Raw genomic sequence first — 20,117 nt, forward strand, 5'->3', positions numbered from 1 at the left:
GAAAAGTTAAAGTCTAGTATCTGAAATTTAAAGGTGCATGGTATTGAATACTGTTTTGGTAGCGATCGACAATTCAGAGTTAGCGACTCAGGTATTGCAAGTTGTAGGGCAATTTCAGCTAGAACCGACGGCAAAGGTGATTCTAGTTCATGTTGTCAGTTCTGGTAGGTCGGATTTTGACGCGGTTGTCGATCGACCTCACGCTCAGGGAGATGAGATTGCTTACCGAGAGGTGGAGAAGTTACTGCAATCTTATCAGGAAAAGTTGCCTTGCCAGAGCGAATTGGAGATTGTTTCGGGACAACCAGCAGAAGAAATTGTGCGTTTGGCTCATATCTATAAAGCCGATTTAATTGCGATCGGCTGTCGGGGTTTGACTGGTTTAAAGCGAATTTTGGAGGGTTCGGTGAGTGCGGAGGTTGTGGCTGAGGCTCCTTGTTCGGTGTTGGTGGTGCGGGCGAAGTAAGTAGGCCGGTAAATGCGATCGACTATTGCATTTACATAAACCAAGATAGCTATTAATATCATTTGTTAGTTGAATGTAAAAATTAACGACTTATCAAATATATGCTATTTGGTCAATTTACCGACCAACGGAAAAATAAAAAACTTCCAGTAAGCGATCGCTTGTAACCGCAGATTAACGGGGCTACAAAAAGGGCGAGTCACGATCGGGATAGCTCCGCTTCAGGCTTCTTTGATGAATTGATATTATGATAGACAAAGAACCAATGGCTAAGCATTATCATCTATGCCTCCAACTGCGAATTGTCTAAAAATTCCTCTGCGCGGTGTTCTTGTTGTTCCATTTGTTCTACAAATCTTTACAGCAGTGAGCTTAACAGGTTGGCTTTCCTTACGCAATGGACAAAAAGCGGTTAACGATGTGGCGGCTCAACTTCGTCAGGAACTAATAGCACGCATTGAAGGAGAACTCAAGCAATATATCAACAAACCTCATGATATCAATCGTGTGAATTCAGTCGCTTTTGCACAGGGCCACATGGACATGGTGAATGGCCGCAACGCTAAGCAATTGTTGACCCAAGTGCAAATCTCCCCTTTTGTTTTTGGCTCCTATTGTGGCGATGCCCAAGGACATTATCTAGGGGCCGCTCGTCGAGAGTCAACAATCGCGATGACTGCGAGTAATCAAGAAACAAACTATCATTTTACTTCTTATGAAATGGATAATAGAGGCGATCGGCAAAAATTCCTAGAACAGGTAAACTCTTCTTACGATCCTCGCCAACGCCCCTGGTATCTTTCTGCTGTGAAAGCAGGGAGGCCTACTTGGAGCAATATTTTTGTGAATATTGTCAACAATGGTAAGCCTGCAATTACTGCCAGCGAACCTGTCTATGACTCAGAAGGTAAACTTGTGGGTGTCTGTGCCACTCTTGTTGTCCTCTCAGAAAATTTAAGGGAATTTCTGGGAAGTTTGTCTATTGGTAAAACAGGTAAGGCTTTTGTGATGGAGCGATCTGGTTCAATGATTTCTAGTTCCACCAAAGAGCCACTAATCAAAGGACAAGGTAAAGCTCAGAAGATGATTTACGCCGTGGAAAGTAGCGAACCATTTGTGCGGGAGACAGCTAAATATTTGCAGAAATATTTTGGTAACTTTGACCAAATTCATAAATCTGAACAGTTAGAATTTACCCTCAACAGTGAACGGCAGTTTGTTCAGTTGCTACCGCTGAATGATGGTAGAGGTATAGATTGGCTAATTGTAGTCGTCGTGCCTGAATCGGATTTTATGGAGCAAATAAATTATAATAGAAATACGACGATTATCCTTTGTCTGTTATCACTGGTAATCGCCACAGGATTAGCAATTATCACTTCACAATGGATAGCTAAACCTATTCGGCAATTGAGTCAAGCCAGTCAGGCGATCGCCGGTGGAAATTTCGAGCAAAATGTTTCCGACACTCTCGTAGAGGAATTGGTAAGTTTATCAGTATCTTTTAATCAAATGAGTCACGAATTAAAGAACTCTTACCAAACCCTTGAACAAAAAGTAGAAGAACGCACTCAAGAACTACGGGAGACTCAAGCCCAACTCATCCAAAGTGAGAAAATGTCATCTCTGGGGCAACTGGTAGCCGGGATTGCCCATGAAGTGAATAATCCCGCGAATTTTATTCACGGTAATTTATCTCATCTTAGCCAATATACCCAAGATTTACTAGAGCTAGTACAGCTTTATCAAAAGTATTATCCCCAGCCGGTATCGGAGATTCAAGCCAAGTCGGAAGATATTGAGATAGAATTTTTGAGCGAAGACTTATCAAAACTGCTCAAGTCTATGCAAGTAGGTTCTGAACGTATCCGCGATATTGTTAAATCTCTACGGAACTTTTCTCGATTGGACGAAGCAGATATCAAAGCAGTCGATATCCATGAAGGCATTGAAAGCACCCTGATGATTCTGCAAAATCGTCTCAAGGCCAGACACACACATCCAGAGATTGAAGTGATCAAAGAGTACGGTAATCTGCCGCAGATCGAATGTTATGCAGGACAGCTTAACCAGGTATTTATGAATATTCTGACAAATGCTCTGGATGCTTTAGATGAGCGAGATCGGGTGGAGAAAAAGACAATTCGGATTAGTACGAGTCTGTATAACTCAGAATTGATCAGAATTTGTATTGCTGATAATGGGTGTGGCATCACAGAGGAAGTCAAAAAACGGCTATTTGACCCATTTTTTACCACCAAACCGGTAGGAAAAGGTACGGGAATGGGGATGTCTATTAGTTATCAAATTGTGATCCAAAAGCATAAAGGGAAACTGTGGTGTACATCAGAACCCGGAGAAAGAACAGAGTTTTGGATCGAAATTCCCCTCAATCAAAGTGTTATTTAGTTGAGGATATTCGCGAAGTGTGGCATTATCTTGCCGAACCCGATGAATCTGGTCACTTCAAAGCTGTGGAACCTTCAATTTTGATTTTTGATGGCCCGTTTGCCGATATCACCGAAGCCTGCGATCGAGATGAGCGGGAAAACCGCATAACCGCTGCAATCGGTAGAATAGATATTAACCCTATTGCTGCAATCCCTTACTGTGCAACTTCTGCTCGATGTGCTGCATATCCTTCATATCCTCACCAGCAACTATCCCGTAAATTTCCGTGTAGATTTTCCCGTATTTAACCTTCTCTAAAGCTGACAAGATTATCAAGTCCTTGCGATCGAGTTCGGGTTTCAGGGTGACAAGAATCGATTCCAAAGTCCCATCCATTCGCCAGTCACTCGAATATTTAGCCACCTCCTTTCCCAGCCCCAGTAAGGTATGGCGCTGCACACAAAGCGGAGTCGAGCCATTAACTCGGAAATTGGCATCAATGGCATACAACTGTCCCTCAGAATCTTCCAGCACGTCGAAGCCAATAACGCCGAAATAACCCTGTTGGTGAGCATATTTACCAATAGCGGCAATCATCTCAAAAAACCTACTCATGTCGGTTTCGCGGTAGTGAATCAGTCCCCCTAAATAGCTGCCCTCTGGAGTGACAAGTTGGCCGGTAGTGCCGATAAGCGTGATATTTCCCGTTTTGCTTACATAGAACTGCACGCAATAGTTCTGCACTTCATTCTTGACGAATTCCGAGACAATAATCGTATCCAGCAACTTAATATCGAGATATTTCCTCACTTCCTGCAAGCAGTAGTTCAGATCGCTGGCGCTTTTGATAATATAAGTGCCTTCTCCAGAAAGTCCGTGGGATGTTTTAATCAAGTAGGGGAATTGCTCTGGTAACTGAATGCTTTCGAGATTGACTTCGTGCAGATTGTAGCTTTCGTATTTCGGACATTGCACGCCTAATTCTGCTAGCGTTGCTTTGCTGAGCAAGTGGTAGTGGATGTCGGGATGAACGGCGTGTTTTTCGGGTTTGAGATTGTCGAAGGGAAATAGAGTCAGGAGTTTGTCAAAGCGATCGCTTACGCTGAGATCTTCGAGATAAGTTGAGCAGTCTATCATCTCCATACTGCTGTTGCTGAAGCCCAAATGCTCCCGCCAATAGTCAATCAGCGAGTTCGGCGGGTGATTAATCACAATTCCTGGGATGGCATCGCCTAACACTGCCAGATTTTTCCAAGGTTCCTTCTGGCCAATCTTGTCGAAAGAAGTTTTGGTGGCTTCACTGCTGCCGTCTTGAATAAAGTATTTTTCCCTGTTGGGGTAAGCAGCCCAACTGGCAGTTGCAGGGTAATTGAGGATGAACGCATAACGTGCATCTGTGATGTCTGGAGCAAACAAATCGGAAAGAGAATTACCCTGAAAGTAAGGAAAGTCGTATGTTGAGTTCATAGGAATATCCAAGTCTAGTTTGAATTGAACTGTTTTTCCGGCCACTAAGTAGCTCGACATAATTAAAAGTAGGGTGGGCAATGCCCGCCCTACAAATTGAAAAACTGTTTATTGATGTCCAGCTACTTAATACCTAGGAAACAAGATATTAGTTGCGGAATTTTAACTCTCTGCAACTAGAGAGACTTTAACCTCAATAATTTCAACGATGGGCGAGTTGTTTTTTCTTAGTGAACACAGCCACCTTGTCCATTTCTGAGGTTCTATAAGCACAAGCCATGTCGGTTGAGTTATGCGCCCAGCCAACCCGCCCTTGAGGGTCTATGAGGATGCACCCAGCTTCTCCTGCCACCTTAGATGCCAGAGTCTCAATTGCCATCTTCGCTGCTTCGTCTGGGTGCTTGCCGGACGCTAGAATGTCGATCGCAGTCTTAGCTAGAACTACTGGCATAATGGACTCGCCATCGCCTGTGGTCGAGCAAGCGCCCTGTTGATTCTCCGCAAACAAGCCTGAGCCGATAATGGCGCTGTCGCCGACGCGACCGGCGGGCTTATTCATAGTGCCACCTGTTGAGGTACCGGCAACTAAAGTGCCACTACTATCCAAAGCTACACAACCAACGGTATTGGGGCGGTCAATAACTTCTTTTTCCTCCTCCCACTCTTCCTGTTGCTCATCTGCGATTAAGTCTTCTTTTGCAGACATCTCGGCTCCATTTTCTGCTGCAAAATGTTCGGCGTGATCCGCTACTAAGAACATGGGTTTTTTATCCATAATCTTTCGCGCCACGGAGATGGGATGGCGCACGCCTTGAACATTTGCGAGAGCTCCCCAAGCTAATGAACCGCCTTCCATCATCCCTGCGTCTAGCTCTACCTCTCCCTGGTTGTTGAGAACCGATCCAAAGCCTGCGTTAAATGTCTGGTCAGCTTCCAGAACCCGGATAGCTGCCTCAACAGCTTCTGCTGCGGTACCCCCGCTTGCGAGCACTGCCCAACCAGCTTCTGCTGCTGCGGTACAGCCTGCATTGTTGGCTGCAACCTTCTCTTCTGAGATGGTTTTTGCTCCACCGTGAACAATAATACTCAGTACCATAAATTTCCTTTTTTTAATAATCTTAAGCTCTACTTAAAAATTTATTACATTAATCAATTTTTAAGTAGTTTTTTCTCCTTCATAGTTTTATACATTAGCTGTGTTTAATTTGGGGTTCTTCTATCTTCAGAGATAATTATTTTTGTCGAGCTTGGTGTTCCTTCAGGCCTAGCTATTTACAAATTATTAATAGATATCTGAGCAAATTTATGTCAATAGTGTGAGGTAATTTGGCTGCGAGTTAGTTAAGGAAATTGAAAGATTTAGGGAGTAAAGAGGGGGTAAAATTTAAGGCGATGCACTACACATTAACAGGCAAAATGGGTAAACCTGAAGGATGAGACTTTGAGATAAAATAAGTGCGATCGGGCTTCACATCACTCTGAGCCTTTCTGCTTACCCGCCAAAAACCCCCGCAGCCGCAACAAACTAGCCGTTTGACCCAAATTCAGCCGTAGCAGCGGCACTCCCGTGCGATCGCTAATTCGGCGGTACTGTTATTGCTGTGCCAAAATCGCTACTTTTACTGTTAACAAAAGTTGCATTTTTTTTATTAAAACCGCAAGTAAAAGCCGATAAACGCATAGGCAAATTACCATTAATTCAGTTAGCTTACTTTCCTGAAAGTAAGGTTGATTCTTGCTTCAGTAACTTTGGCTGCTTTCGGGATTTGGTGTTGCCAAAAATGCTGGGTTACTCCTTTCATCAGCAGGAAACTTCCAGGAGTTAATTGAATTTCTAATTTCATTTGTTTTTGGTATTTGTGCCTGAGCATAAAACGACGAGTAGCCCCAAAACTTACAGAACCGATCGCTGGGTTTTCACCAAGTTCTGATTCATCATCACTGTGCCAAGCTACACTATCTTTGCCGTCGCGATATAGATTAAGCAACACGCTGTTAAACAATGTACCTGCTATTGCTTCTATTTTAGATTTGATTGTTATGAGTGTAGGTGTCCATAGATTAGGCTCCATTTTTATTTGGGAATAAGTGTAAGATTTACCTGCATCTCCGTACCATGCGCTAAGTCGCGGTATAGCGACTTGCTTGCCAAAAAGCAGGGCCACCTCTTGCTTCCAATTAATAGTGCTGTACAATTGGGCAAATATCTGGTTGCTCTCATTGTTATTGAAGAAGTCGCGGTACATGATTATTTCGGCATCAGGCAGAGATAATTGCTGACCATGCTTCTGGCTTTCTGCTTTCGGGTCTTCCCACAATGAAAGTTGAGTGTACATAAATCTGCTCGATGATTACTTTTTACTGAATTTTATAAATATAGCAATCCTAAATGATTCAGATAAATTTGTAGGGGTAGTGCTAAGAGTGCCTACCCCCTATCTATAGGGCAACCACGGGGGATTGCCCCTACCATAATTATGAGAATGATTTAGGATTGCTATATACAGTTGTTGACACAAGCACTGCCCAGCTTTACCATTAATCATGTAAAGCTAATTTTAGCATTTTAACAAGACAAGGATAATTACTTTTTGTAACCTACATAAGTTTTTATGTGTTCACAAACCCAATCCTGAATCGTGATTTAAGATTTGGTTGGTGTCAATTAGCTATGTACTATGAATTGCTTTCCAATAATTAAATCTGTTCTTGATGAAGCTTATGTCCAAATTCCAGGAGATGAAGCTAAAAAGGATGAGGTAATTAATGACGCGCTAGAAGACTTGCGAGGAGAATATTCTCACCTATCGCAGGAAGGTAACATAGATTATAGCGCTCCGAGGTTGACGGGGTTGTCACCCCGTCAAATGAAAATGATCTCCCCCTCTAACAATGTAGCGATCGAGCTTTGGACTTTTAAGATTAATCTAAATTGTATAGCCTGTCTTTGATTTTTGTGCGAGTCCTTAAAGTAGACTGACAGCGTTCCCAATAAATTTTAGCGACGGCATCGCCCGGATTCTGACGCCAACACTCTTCAAAAAGCCGCGCCGCTTTAGCTAACTTCCCTTCCGAGTAAATTGCCCTCGCTTCTGCAAACAATTCCAACGTAGCTAACTTGCCCTCTTTAATTTCTGGCGGATCAGCATCAAATACCTCATAAACCGTCACCGCTTCAGATTTTCCCTTAACTTTTACCGTATCGAGAGTGCGGATTGCGTACTGAGATGGATTTTCTAAGCGCGAGTAAGTTGACTCGGTGATTAACAGCGACACCCCATAATTTTTCGTCAAACTTTCCACCCGAGAAGCTAAATTCACCGCATCGCTGATTACCGTCCCGTCCATGCGATTTGGTCCGCCCACGGTTCCCAGCATCAAAGAACCCGTATTAATCCCAATCCCAATCTGAATCGGTGGATAACCACAAGTGGCGCGATTTTGATTGTATTCAACGAGGGCCTGCAGCATGGCAATTCCCGCTTTCACCGCATTATCTGCCTCGCCACTAAACAGCGCCATAATCGCATCGCCAATATATTTATCAATAAACCCGTTATTTTCATTAATAACAGGTTCCATGCGACTGAGATAGGAATTGATAAATTTGAAATTATCCTCCGGCGTCATGCTTTCCGAAAGCGTGGTGAAGTCGCGAATATCGGAAAATAGCACCGACATTTCTAACTGCACTTGGTCGCCCAATTCCACATCAATAATGCTTGATTTTTGTAAAAATTGGAGGAATTGATTGGGAACGAAGCGCTCATAAGCTTTGTTGAGTTGAAATAATTCATCTGTAAATCTGATTCGCTCTGTTTCGGCTTTTTTGCGCTCGGTAATATCTTGAAAGGCTACAAGTGCATAAGAAATATTGTCCTTTTCATCATAGATGGGCGTACCCCAACCCTCGATCGGAATAATCTTGTCGCCTTGGTGGATTTCCATATCGTCAGCGGTGGCACTCTCGCCCTTCAACGCTCGCACAATCGGCAAGTCACCATAGGGATATTCCTGCTCTGTTCCCGCTTGATAGACTTGATAAACCTCTGGTATTTGCTCGCTGGCGACTTGAGGAATAACTCCTTTACCTAATAATTTAATAGCAGCTTGATTACTATAGTAAGGTTTGCCAGAAGCATCCAGCACTGACACCCCGACTGGAATTGCTTCTAAAAATTGAGTCAGTCTGTTCTCACTTTCGCGGACTTCTGTATAAAGCTTAGAATTTTGAATCGAGATCGCCGCCTGTCCAGATAACACTTTTAATAGTTCCACTCTTTCTGGCGTAAAAGCTCCGGCTGTGAGATTGTTTTCTAGGTAAACAATACTAATGATTTGAGATTGATTAATCAATGGCACACATAAAATTGATTTGGGCTGATGCTTTTGGATGTAGGAGTCGTTGGTAAATTGTCCCGATCGGACAGCATCATCTAGTACCACGCTTTCTTGAGTGCGGGCCACATAATTGATAATTGCGGAGGAAAGTTCCTGACAATTTTCAACTGAGATTGACTGCAACACGGTAACGGGATTGTCATCTATTTTCCCTTCAGCTTCAATTAACATTTTCCCCTGAACAGACAAAATCAGATATCCTCTTTGCGCCCCGGCACTTTCCATCAGAATTTTCATCAAGCTAGACATTAGCTTGTCTAGCCTAATTTCACCGGAAATAGCCTGATAAGCTTTCATTACTGTGGTGATATCTAAGTTAGAACCAGAACCAGCGGTCGTCAATGATGCCGTAGTTTTAGTGGTTTTATTAGCCGATTGAATTGGTTTCAATAACTGGGAATATCGCGTTTCTAAATCTGTTAGCTTCGCAGTGGCTCCCCATTGAACATAACAATAATACGCCTCAATAATGTAGGTTTGAGCAATTTTTTCTTTGCCCCATTCTAGATAAAACTTGGCGGCTAGTTCGTTGGCCAGGGCTTCTTCATTGAGGAATTGATTTTGTTTAGCTCCAGCAATGGCGCGATCGTACATTTCAATCGCCTCAGCTTTATTGCCCAAAACGCGATGTTTTTCGGCCTCAACTAAATACCATTTATGCAGATAATTCATCGGAGCATTTTGCGCCCATTGGTGCAGAGTGGTTTGATGGGTTTCCACAGAGGCGAGAAGATCAGCTTGCTCGGTTTCTGGCTGTGTAGGGAAAAGTGCCAAGTTCGTCAGGGCGGCATAAAAATGGAAAATGGGAATATGAAACATTCCCGATACTCCTATTAAAAACTCCTTGGCTTGGGCGATGTGATCTAGGGCAGCCGTGTAATTTCCATAGCAGTAGGCAAGTAACAGTTTGTAGATGTAGGCACAAGAGATAGCCGTGAATTCATTATCCTGATAGTGCTTGGGAATCATTACCGTTTCATCGTAGGCAGAGCCTATTAATAAATCCGGCCGAATACGGGTTTCCCTCAAGTTAGACACCATCTGCTGCTTCATATCAACATAAACCCGACCCGAATATTGCTTCACCTGAGCCAATACAGCCCTGTAACCTGCTAGTTCTGGTTCCCAAGAGTCTATTTCTACCCCACCAAAAAAGTGGGCATCAAAGTAAATACTTATGCTGTAGCCAGCGTATAGAAAATCACCTGTTTCCATGCCAGCCGTATAGCCCTCTTTCAGCGTCGGTCTCGTTGCCAAGAGAGCTTCTTGATGATGCTGAATCCAGCCACCAAACACCAAGAGAATTATAGACTTGAAGTCGGGCACATTGAACCGATCAAGCAATAAGAGTGCCAATTGCCCAAAGCCATAGCCGGTTTCCACCTCTCCCAAAAAGGCACACAACACCAACCCGTGCATTGCATACCCCACCGTCGATGCGGGGGCATTCCCAAAGGAGAGCGATAAACTCACCATCATGGAGCTAACTAGAGGTGTTAAACTCGGCATTCCTTGAAAAATGGGTGCAGATAACATTCCTAACATTTGTATGGCTGCCTGAGCTTTGGCATCAGTCATCATCGGCAGATTAGCTAGTTCTTCAATCCGTTTATCCTGGAGTTGGTCGGCAAGGGCTTGTAGCGCTTTACTAATCAAGGCTTCGTCAGGTGCTGTGGGTAGTTCAACACCCAGTTGTAAGAGTGCATTTCTGCCGACTGCGATCGCTTCTAACACCTTGCTCTGGGCTGTCTGAGCGGCAATTTGAATTTCGTAAATTTTAATTTTGTCTAAAATGGTTTGCGCTTTTTGCAAAACCTGCGCTGCCATCTGTTCCATACCCTCAATGTCACCATTCAAATAGGCTGTTTCGGCAGCAGCCACATACAGATTTAATGTCAATTCATACTGACTTTGCCAGCAGTTTGCTGTCAGTAGGTCAATTCCCGTTTGTAGATAGACCATTGCGGCTGCGTAGGCGGTAGAACTTCTTGCCTTACCTCCCGCTTCTAAGTTGAGTTTTGCTAAAGCTTCTCGTTCGCTTAATTGATTGATTAACTCAATTCCTTGATTCAAATGCCCCACAAGATCAAAGAGTTTTTCTTCTATTTCTATATCCGAATAATTTTGGACAAGTAACTGTCCGATTTTCAGATGAGTAGCTTGTTTTTGGTTGTCAGGAATCAAGGAATAAGCCGCTTGCTGGACGCGATCGTGCAGAAACTTATAAGTGGGATTAGTGATAGACTCAGTAGGGGATAGATCCTGTGTTTTAATGAAGCATTTATAGCCTTCTGTAATGGGTAAAATGAGTCCTTCTTGCAAGGCTTTCCATAGTGCTGATGCTGTTTGTTCGGGTAATTCTTCGTTGACTATTGCCAATGTATCTAAATCAAACTGCGCCCCAATGCAGGCGGCAAGTTTGAGAACCTCCTGAGTAATGGCCGGCAACTTCTGCAATTGCACCGCCATAAACTCCACCACATCCGAGGCGTGGGTAAGTCTAGCTTGAGCAATATCGCACTGCCAATGCCCTAGATCCCAGTCAAAGATAATTTGACCATCTTCATACAGCGACTTGAGGAATTGAGTAGAGAAAAAGGGATTACCTTTGGTTTTTTGATAAACCAGTTCTGTCAATGGCCCGGCAAAGGATAAATTACAAATCAGTGTATCTGCTACCAACTGATTGAGATATGCTAAACTCAACGGTTGCAAGGTAATCGTATTCACTACTGCCCCAGACTTCACAATCTCATCCACAGTCAACATAAACGGATGAGCCGGTGACACCTCATTATCCCGATAAGCACCCAATACTAACAGATGCCCCGTATCTTCCATCAATAGTTGTAATAACTTCAAAGATGCTGAATCTGCCCACTGCAAATCGTCCAGAAACATCACTAAGGGATGTTCTGCTTGGGTAAATACTTGCACAAATTTCTGCATCAGCAGATTGAAGCGATTTTGGGCGGCACTCCCGGACAATTCTAGTGCAGGACTTTGAGCGCCAATGATGTGTTCTAATTCAGGAATCACCTCAATCAGCACTTGCCCACTCTCGCCTACTGCGGTGAGAATCATGGTTTTCCATCTGTGTAACTGAGCGTCACTTTCTGATAATAATTGTCCCATCAATTCCCGAAATGCTTGTACAAATGCAGAGAAGGGAATATTGCGCTGAAATTGGTCGTATTTGCCTTTGATAAAATAGCCACGCTGTCTGGCTATCGGCTTATGGACTTCGTTCACTACTGCGGTTTTACCAATACCTGAGAAGCCAGCTACTAGCATCATTTCACTGCCGGATAAATGCGAGCCCCCCCCGCCCAGGGCGGGCACGGGGGCACCGCCCCTACTAAGGGGGGAGTCACATGAAGCCCCATTTATTAAGGGGGGTTGGGGGGATCGTCTTGATGCAATCCGTTCAAAGGCAGCTAATAGATGATCGACTTCACTTTCTCTGCCGTAGAGTTTTTCGGGAATCAGGAAACGGTCTGTAATATCTCGCCTTCCCAAGTCAAATTCTTCTATGCTGTCGGTTTGTTGTAATTGCAGCAGACACATTTCTAAATCATGCTTGATCCCCAAGGCAGTTTGATAGCGGTTTTCGGCATTCTTCGCCATCAATTTACTGACAATTTGCGAGAGAATTAGGGGGATTTCTGGCTCGATTTCGTGCGGAGGAACTGGCTGTCTAGCAATATGGCAGTGAACTATCTCTAAAGCATCTTTTGTCTCAAAAGGCAATTTTCCTGTCAGCAATTCGTAGAAGGTGACGCCGAGGGAGTAAAAGTCAGTACGGTAATCGAGAGTGCGATTCATCCTGCCAGTTTGTTCTGGCGAGATATAAGCAAGGGTTCCTTCCAGAACGCCGGGGTTTTTCAGGGTTGGCGTTTCTCGCGTTAACTGAGTAGAAATACCAAAGTCGATAATTTTTAATTTTTTTGTGTCGGGGTTGTAAACAATATTTGAGGGGTTAATATCTTTGTGGATGATGTTGGCGCTGTGAATTTGCCCTAAAATTTCTGTAGTTGCGATCGCAATTTGTAAAAATTCCTCCAGAGTAAACTTTCGCTGCTGCATCCAAATTGTCAAGGATTCCCCGCCAAAGTCCTCGACAAACATCACGAGGCTGTTTTGGTATTTTTGCAAGTCATAGACTTGCACGACTCCCGCCTCTTTCAACTCTTGGGTGATGCAGTATTCGGTGCGGTAGCGCACCAATTCTTGAGGTGTGGGGTAGTTTTCTTTGAGCAGTTTGAGGATAATCGGCCCTTTATCTGCTTCCCGAATCGCCCGGTAAACCAGAGAGTTGACACTTTCGTAAAGCAGCGTCTCGACAGCAACGCCTGGAAGAGAGAGCATATTGATTTTTTTGCTAAAAATTAACGATAAGTCAAAAGGCACCAGCTTTGTGTATAGAATAGCACGTTAGAAAGGTAATTTTTTTTTGTAACAAATGTTTAGTTTTTCATGTAGCGATCGAGCTTTGGACTTTTATCATTAATCTACATTGTGTAGCCTGTCTTTAATTTTTGTGCGATTTCTTAAAGTAGACTGACAGCGTTCCCAATAAATTTTAGCGACGGCATCCCCCGGATTCTGACGCCAACACTCCGAAAACAGCCGCGCCACCTCAGCTAACTTCCCTTCCAAGTAATTTGCCCTCGCTTCTGCAAACAATTCCAGCGTAGCTAACTTGCCCGCTTTGATTTCTGGCGGGTCAGCATCAAACACCTCATCAAGGTCACATAACTGCCATTCCATCAATCATAGCTGACTGAATAATTGTATAAGCCTCTACCCAAGCTTTCTCAGTTTCAGGTGTCCACTCTAAACCCATCTGCGCTTTCAGAGATTGAATGAGTGCATTGGCCACAACAGGAAAATGTTCTACTGAAACGCCATATTTGGCATGAGTTGCACCTAATCCTTTAGCAAAAACATTAATTAACTTAGGTTTCCGTAAATTTTCAATAATGATTTCTAAGCTTTGCCAAAGCTTTTCTTTTTGCTGTGCCATTCTTGTATTCATAAAAAGAGCTTTAATCTGAGAAGACTCATTAAAAAGTATTTCATAAAAGTTACTTACAAATTCATCAGAGTGAGGTTTTATTAATGCTAAACTTCTCTCTAAGAGTTCGATGTTTAAACTGATAGTTTTTTGTTCACACCAATCCCAATAAATTTGAGCAACTTGATCCGAAGGGCAGAGTTCTAAACATTGAGCAAATAAGGCTGTGGCTTCGATAAATTTCTGTTGCCGATATAAGCTCAAAGCTTGATTAAATAAATCTTTAGTTGCTAATTTTCCTCGCTTTGTTTCAGGAATATCTGCCTCAAAAACTTCATAAATTGTAGATAAGTCTACTTTTCCCTTCACACTAATTTGAGCGATCATGCGAATAGCATAGTTGCTAGGATTAGCTAACTTATTAAAAGTCTGCTGTGTAATCAGTAAAGCAACACCATAATTTTTTGTTAATCCTTCCACACGAGCAGCTAAATTCACCGCATCACTAATTACCGTCGTATCCATGCGATTTGGCCCGCCCACCGTGCCTAACATTAAATTCCCAGTATTAATGCCAATGCCAATCTTAATCGGGACATAGCCAGAATTAACCCGCTCTTGATTGTATACTTGAAGTTGATGCAGCATGGCAATACTGGCGTTTATTGCATTATCAGCATTACCGCTAAATAGGGCCATAATCGCATCACCAATATATTTATCAATAAAGCCATTGTTTTCAATAATCGCCGATTCCATCCGAGATAAATAAGCATTAATAAACTGAAAATTATCCTCCGGCGTCATACTCTCCGAAAGCGTAGTGAAGTCGCGAATATCAGAAAATAGCACCGACATTTCTAACTGCACTTGGTCGCCCAATTGGACATCGACAATGCTTGGTCTATCTAAAAAATGGAGGAACTGATTCGGGACGAAGCGCTCGTAAGCTTTGTTGAGTTGAAAAAGTTCATTGGTGAACCTGATCTGCTCTGTTTCGGCTTTTTTGCGCTCCGTTATATCTTGAAATGCTGCTAGTCCGTAGGCAATATTGCTCTGATTATCATAGATAGGCGTTCCCCAAACTTCGATGGGTACAACCTTGTCAGGCTGGTAGATTTCCATATCATTAACAGTGGAACTTTCGCCATTTAATGCCCGCACTCCAGGCATTTTTTCAGCAGGATACGGATTGGAAGTGTCCGCAGTATATAGTTGATAAACCTCTGCGAATTGCTCGGACGTGGCATCAGGCGCAACTCCTTTTCCCAGAAGCTGCTGCCCCTTCTGATTAACGTAGTAAGGTGTACCACTGGGTTTGATTACAACTATCCCTACTGGCATAGCTTCTAGGAATTGAGTCAGCCTGGTTTCATTTTCGCGTACTTCTGTATAGAGTTTAGAATTTTGAATCGATATAGCCGCTTGTCCAGATAACACTTTTAATAGTTCCACTCTTTCTGGGGTAAAAGCTCCGGCTGTCAGATTGTTTTCTAGGTAAACAATACTGACGATTTGAGCTTGGTTAATCAGTGGCACGCATAAAATTGATTTGGGCTGATTTTTGTGGATGTAATGGTCGTTGGTAAATTGTCCCTCTCGGACAGCATCATCTAGTACCACGCTTTCTTGAGTGCGGGCCACATAATTGACAATTGCGGAGGAAAGTTCTTGACAATCTTCAACGGGGATTGACTGCAACACGGTGACTTGTTGGGAATTTATTGCCCCTTCAGCTTCAATTAACAGCTTTTCCTGGGTTAATAAAATTAGATATCCTCTTTGCGCCCCTGCACTTTCGATCAAAATTTTCATCAAGCTAGACAGTAGCTTATCTAGCATAATTTCTCCAGAAATTGCCTGAGAAGCTTTCATTACTGTGCTGACATCTAAGTTTTTAACCAAACCCGTGGTCGTTACAGTTCCGGTAGTTTTAGTGTTTTTTCTTCCGGCTTGAATAGGTTTTAATAAGTGGGGGTATCGCGTTTCTAAATCTTTTACCTTAGCAGTGGCTCCCCATTGGATATAACAATAATACGCCTCAATCATGTAGAGTTGGGCAAATTTTTCTTTATTCCATTCTAGATAAAACTTGGCTGCTAGTTCGTTGGCTATTGCTTCTTCATTGAGGAATAGATTTTGTTTAGCTCCAGCAATGGCGCGATCGTACATTTCAATCGCCTCAACTTTATTACCCAAAACGCGATGTTTTTCGGCCTCAACCAAATACCATTTATGCAAATGATTCATCGGAGCATTTTGCGCCCACTGTTGCAGAGTCGTTTGATGGGCTTGGGCCTGAGTAAGAATTTCAGCTTGCTCGGTTCCTGGCTGTGTGGGGAAGAGTGCCAAGTGCGTCAGAGCTGCATAAAAATGGAAAGCGGGAACAAAAACCGATCCCGATACTGCCATTAAATACTGTTGACCTTGGGCAATGTAGTTTAGGGCAGCCGTATAATTGCCATAGCAGTAAGCAAGCAGCAGTTTGTAGATGTAGACAGCAGCGATCGCTGTCAGGTCATTGTTCTGATGGTGCTTAGAAATCATCACGGTTTCATCGTAGGCAGTTCCGATTAAGCAATCCGACAGAATACAGGCTTCCCTCAAATTCTTCACCGTCTGCTGCGTCATATTCAACAAACCCTGGGCAGAATATTGCTTTACCTGCGCCATGACAGCGCTGTAACCTGCTATTTCTGATGCCCAACTGTCTAGTTCTACCCCACCGAAGAAATGGACATAAAAGTAACCACTTATGTTGTAGCCAGCATTTAGAAAATCACCAGTTTCCATGCCCGCCGTATAGCCATCTTTCAGCGTCGGTATCGTTGCTAAGAGAGCTTCTTGGCGATGCTGAATAAAACCCCCAAACACAATTATAATTTGAGACTTGAATTCCCGCATATTGAACCGATCCAGCAATGAGAATGCCAATTTACCAAAGTCATAGCCCGTTTCGACATCTCCAAAAAAAGCACACAAAACCAGTCCGTGAATCGCATACCCCACGCTTGATGCGGGTGCATTCCCAAAGGAGAGCGATAAACTCACCATCCTGGAGCTAAGTAGGGGCAGCAAACCCGGCATTCCCTGGAAAATGGTTGCAAACAATATTCCTAACAATTGCATAGCTGCCTGAGTCTGGGAATCGGTCATCACAGGCAAGTCAACCAGTTCTTCAATCTGTCTACCCTGGAGTTGGTTGGCAAGGTTTTGTAACGCTTTGCCAATCAAGGCTTCATCAGGTTCGGTGGGTAGATCAATCCCCAATTGCAAGAGTGCATTTCTGCCTACTGCGATCGTCTCCAACATCTTGCCCTGGGCTGTCAGGGCGGCAATTTGAATTTCGTAAATTTTAATTTTGTCTAAAATCGTCTGAGCATTCTGCAATACCTCTGCTGCCATCTGTTCCATGCCCTCAAAGTCAGCATTCAAATACGCAGCTTCGGTAGCAGCAATATAGAGATTCAGGGTCAATTCATACTGACTTTGCCAGCAGTTGACTGTCAGTAGCTCAATTCCTGTTTGCAGATAGACCATTGCGGCTGCGTAGGCGGTAGAACTTCTGGCCTTACCTCCCGCTTCTAAGTTGAGTAGGGCTAAGGCTTCTCGTTCGCTTAGTTGATGGATTAACTCAATTCCTTGATTCAAATGCCCCACAATATCAAAGAGTTTTTCTTCTTTTTCAATATCCGAGGATTTTTGTAGCAGTAACTGCCCAATTTTGAGATGAGTGGCTTGTTTTTGGTCGTTGGGAATCAATGAATAAGCCGCTTGCTGAACGCGATCGTGCAAGAACTTATAAGTTGGATTAGCAACAGACCCAGGAGGGGATTGAGCATCTGCTTGAATCAAGTTATAGCCTTCTGCCATCACTAAAATGAGTCCTTCAAGCAAGGCTTTCCATAGCACTGATCCCGTTGGATCGGGTACTTCTTCGCTGACTACTGCTAATGTATCTAAATCAAACTGCGCCCCAATGCAAGCCGCCAATTTTAGAACATCCTGAGTTTCTTTCGGCAACTTCTGCAATTGCACCGCCATAAACTCCACCACATCCGAGGCGTGGGTAAGTCTAACTTGAGCAATATCGCACTGCCACCCCCCTTGACTGCCCCCCTTACTAAGAAGGGATTGAGGGCGGTCAAAAATAATCAGCCCATCTTCATGCAACGCCTTGAGGAATTGAGTAGAGAAAAAGGGATTTCCTTGAGTTTTTTCATAAACCAATTCTGTCAAAGGTTGAGCAAAAGATAAATCACAAATCAGCGTATCTGCTACCAACTGATTGATATCTGCTAAACTCAACGGTTGCAGGGTAATCGTATTCACTGCTGCCCCAGACTTCACAATCTCATCCACTGTTAACATAAACGGATGAACAGGTGACACTTCATTATCCCGATAAGCACCCAACACCAATAGATGCCCTGTATTTTCCATCAATAGTTGTAACAATTTCAGAGATGCTGAATCCGCCCACTGTAAATCATCCAAAAATATCACTAAGGGATGTGAGGCAGTAGTAAATACTTGCACAAACTTTTGCATCAACAGATTAAAGCGATTTTGGGCGGCACTTCCCGACAATTCTAGTGCAGGATTTTGAGCGCCAATAATGCGTTCTAACTCAGGAATCACCTCAATCAGCACTTGCCCGCTCTCGCCTACTGCTGTCAGAATCTTGGTTTTCCATGTTTGTAAATGAGCCTCGGATTCTGATAATAACTTCCCCATCAATTGCCGAAATGCTTGCACAAATGCACTGAAGGGGATATTGCGCTGGAATTGGTCGTATTTGCCTTTAATAAAATAGCCTCCTTGTCGGGCTATAGGCTTATGGACTTCGTTCACTACTGCGGTTTTACCAATTCCCGATAAGCCAGCCACCAACATCATTTCGGCGCTACCTGTACTGACTCCTTCAAAGGCTGCTAATAGATGAGAAACTTCCATTTCCCTACCGTAAAGCTTTTCGGTAATTAAAAAACGGTCGGTAATATCCCGCGTTCCCAAGGCAAACTGCTCAATGTTACCCGTTGCTTGTACTTGAACCAGACACATTTCTAGATCGTGCTTTATCCCCCCTGCTGTTTGATAGCGGTTTTCCGCATTTTTAGCCATCAATTTACTGAGAATTTGAGACATAATTACGGGAATTTGTGTCTCGATTTCGTGCGGCGGAACTGGTTGTCTGGCAATATGGCAGTGAACTAGCTCTAAAGCCTCTTCTGTCTCAAAAGGCAATTTTCCTGTCAGCAATTCGTAGAAGGTAACGCCGAGGGAGTAAAAGTCAGTACGGTAATCGATAGAGCGATTCATCCTACCAGTTTGTTCTGGTGAGATGTATGCAAGGGTTCCTTCCAGAATGCCGGGGTTTTTCAGTATCGGTGTTTCTCTGGTTAGCTGAGTGGAAATGCCAAAGTCAATAATTTTTAATTGTTTCGTTTCCGGGTTGTAAACAATATTCGAGGGGTTAATATCTTTGTGGATAATATTGGCGCTGTGAATTTGCCCTAATGCTTCCGTGGTGGCGATCGCAATTTGCAAAAATTCCTCTAGAGTAAAGGAGGGCTGCTGCATCCAAATTGTCAAGGATTCCCCGCCAAAGTCCTCCACAAACATCACGAGGCTATTTTGGTATTTTTGCAAGTCATAAACTTGTATGACTCCCGGCTCTTTTAGCTCTTGGGTGATGCGGTATTCGGTGCGGTAGCGCACCAATTCTTGAGGTGTGGGGTAGCTTTCTTTGAGCAGTTTGAGGATAATTGGCTCTTGATCTGCTTCCCGAATCGCCCGGTAAACCAGAGAGTTGACACTTTCGTAAAGCAGCGTCTGGACAGCAACGCCTGGAATAGAGAGCATATTGATTTTTATGGTAAAAATTAAAGCTAACTCAAAACGCAGCAGCTTTCTGTATACAATAGCGCGTTAGAAAGGAAAAAAAATTCTTTTTGTAACAAATGTTTAGTTTTTCCGGTACCAGCCTGCAAATACTTTGTGGTAGCCCCGATCGCGATCGCCTAATTTGTAGGATGCCTCAACAGTCGATCGCACTTTTGCTTTGATTTTCAGCCCACATTACGCAGCCTGGGCTGTGACACAGCATAATTACGCATGAAACTCTATTTTTAAAGTAATAAATTATGGCTTTAAAACGTTTTTTATCAGTCAATCTACGGTAAAAAACTATAAATCATAGCTTTATTGCTGGCTAAAACTAAGTAAAAACCGATCGTGACATTTGAGGGTGCAGAATTTGGGTTTTATGTATAGCAACCGCCCTGATGGTGACGAGGTTCTTAATCGCTAAGTCTACGCCGCTGTTGACCGCACTGAGCGGCCAATACCTTAAAGTTATAATTGTCCGATACG

9 protein-coding genes are annotated in these 20,117 nt (G+C 43.4%); 3 read left to right on the forward strand and 6 right to left on the reverse strand.

Annotated elements, in window-relative coordinates; all coding sequences use genetic code 11:
- Positions 1-37 precede the first annotated feature (37 nt).
- Both QT990_RS23695 and QT990_RS23700 read left to right on the forward strand, forming a co-directional pair.
- Complete coding sequence (locus tag QT990_RS23695) at positions 38-466, forward strand: universal stress protein (RefSeq protein WP_333107034.1); 429 nt, start codon at positions 38-40, stop codon at positions 464-466.
- A gap of 366 nt (positions 467-832) precedes the next feature.
- Positions 833-2,875, forward strand: a complete 2,043-nt coding sequence (locus QT990_RS23700; protein WP_333142360.1) for an ATP-binding protein — start codon at positions 833-835, stop codon at positions 2,873-2,875.
- Positions 2,876-3,055: 180 nt separating this feature from the next.
- Here the strand turns inward: QT990_RS23700 and QT990_RS23705 are convergent, their stop codons facing one another.
- The 3 genes from QT990_RS23705 to QT990_RS23715 all read right to left on the reverse strand — a co-directional run bounded on the left by QT990_RS23705 (position 3,056) and on the right by QT990_RS23715 (position 6,660).
- A complete protein-coding gene (locus QT990_RS23705) occupies positions 3,056-4,324 on the reverse strand; it encodes a carbamoylphosphate synthase large subunit (protein ID WP_333300890.1) in 1,269 nt (422 codons plus the stop codon).
- A 202-nt stretch (positions 4,325-4,526) separates the two neighbouring features.
- Positions 4,527-5,420, reverse strand: a complete 894-nt coding sequence (locus QT990_RS23710; RefSeq protein WP_333142362.1) for an isoaspartyl peptidase/L-asparaginase family protein — start codon at positions 5,418-5,420, stop codon at positions 4,527-4,529.
- Positions 5,421-6,027: 607 nt separating this feature from the next.
- Positions 6,028-6,660 carry an alpha-ketoglutarate-dependent dioxygenase AlkB gene (locus tag QT990_RS23715; RefSeq protein ID WP_333465823.1) on the reverse strand — a complete coding sequence of 211 codons (633 nt, stop codon included), beginning with the start codon at positions 6,658-6,660 and terminating at the stop codon, positions 6,028-6,030.
- A 342-nt stretch (positions 6,661-7,002) separates the two neighbouring features.
- Here QT990_RS23715 and QT990_RS23720 point away from each other — a divergent pair, with 342 nt between their 5' ends.
- Positions 7,003-7,275, forward strand: coding sequence for a hypothetical protein (locus QT990_RS23720; protein WP_333465824.1), 273 nt, complete (start codon positions 7,003-7,005; stop codon positions 7,273-7,275).
- On the opposite strand, the gene QT990_RS23725 is transcribed toward QT990_RS23720, so the two are convergent.
- From QT990_RS23725 to QT990_RS23735, 3 genes are all read right to left on the reverse strand, one after another.
- On the reverse strand, positions 7,247-13,093 hold the full coding sequence (locus tag QT990_RS23725; RefSeq protein WP_333465825.1) for an AAA family ATPase: 5,847 nt from the start codon (positions 13,091-13,093) through the stop codon (positions 7,247-7,249). The genes QT990_RS23720 and QT990_RS23725 overlap by 29 nt on opposite strands.
- Positions 13,094-13,231: 138 nt before the next feature.
- Positions 13,232-13,495 (reverse strand): hypothetical protein, encoded by a 264-nt coding sequence (locus tag QT990_RS23730; RefSeq protein ID WP_333465826.1) that lies wholly within the window; start codon positions 13,493-13,495, stop codon positions 13,232-13,234.
- On the reverse strand, positions 13,476-19,607 hold the full coding sequence (locus tag QT990_RS23735) for an AAA family ATPase (protein ID WP_333465827.1): 6,132 nt from the start codon (positions 19,605-19,607) through the stop codon (positions 13,476-13,478). Before QT990_RS23735 ends, QT990_RS23730 begins: the two co-directional genes overlap by 20 nt.
- Positions 19,608-20,117 lie beyond the last annotated feature (510 nt).

The sequence above is a fragment of the Microcoleus sp. T3_B1 genome (assembly GCF_036700445.1).
Classification (GTDB): Bacteria; Cyanobacteriota; Cyanobacteriia; order Cyanobacteriales; family Microcoleaceae; genus Microcoleus.

Bases quoted from the DNA above. Each gene is read 5' to 3' on its own strand.
- QT990_RS23710 (WP_333142362.1), bottom strand. From the start codon at position 5,420: ATGGTACTGAGTATTATTGTTCACGGTGGAGCAAAAACCATCTCAGAA.
- QT990_RS23715 (WP_333465823.1), bottom strand. From the start codon at position 6,660: ATGTACACTCAACTTTCATTGTGGGAAGACCCGAAAGCAGAAAGCCAG.
- QT990_RS23730 (WP_333465826.1), bottom strand. From the start codon at position 13,495: ATGGAATGGCAGTTATGTGACCTTGATGAGGTGTTTGATGCTGACCCG.
- QT990_RS23735 (WP_333465827.1), bottom strand. From the start codon at position 19,607: ATGCTCTCTATTCCAGGCGTTGCTGTCCAGACGCTGCTTTACGAAAGT.
- QT990_RS23725 (WP_333465825.1), bottom strand. From the start codon at position 13,093: ATGCTCTCTCTTCCAGGCGTTGCTGTCGAGACGCTGCTTTACGAAAGT.
- QT990_RS23695 (WP_333107034.1), top strand. From the start codon at position 38: ATGGTATTGAATACTGTTTTGGTAGCGATCGACAATTCAGAGTTAGCG.
- QT990_RS23720 (WP_333465824.1), top strand. From the start codon at position 7,003: ATGAATTGCTTTCCAATAATTAAATCTGTTCTTGATGAAGCTTATGTC.
- QT990_RS23705 (WP_333300890.1), bottom strand. From the start codon at position 4,324: ATGAACTCAACATACGACTTTCCTTACTTTCAGGGTAATTCTCTTTCC.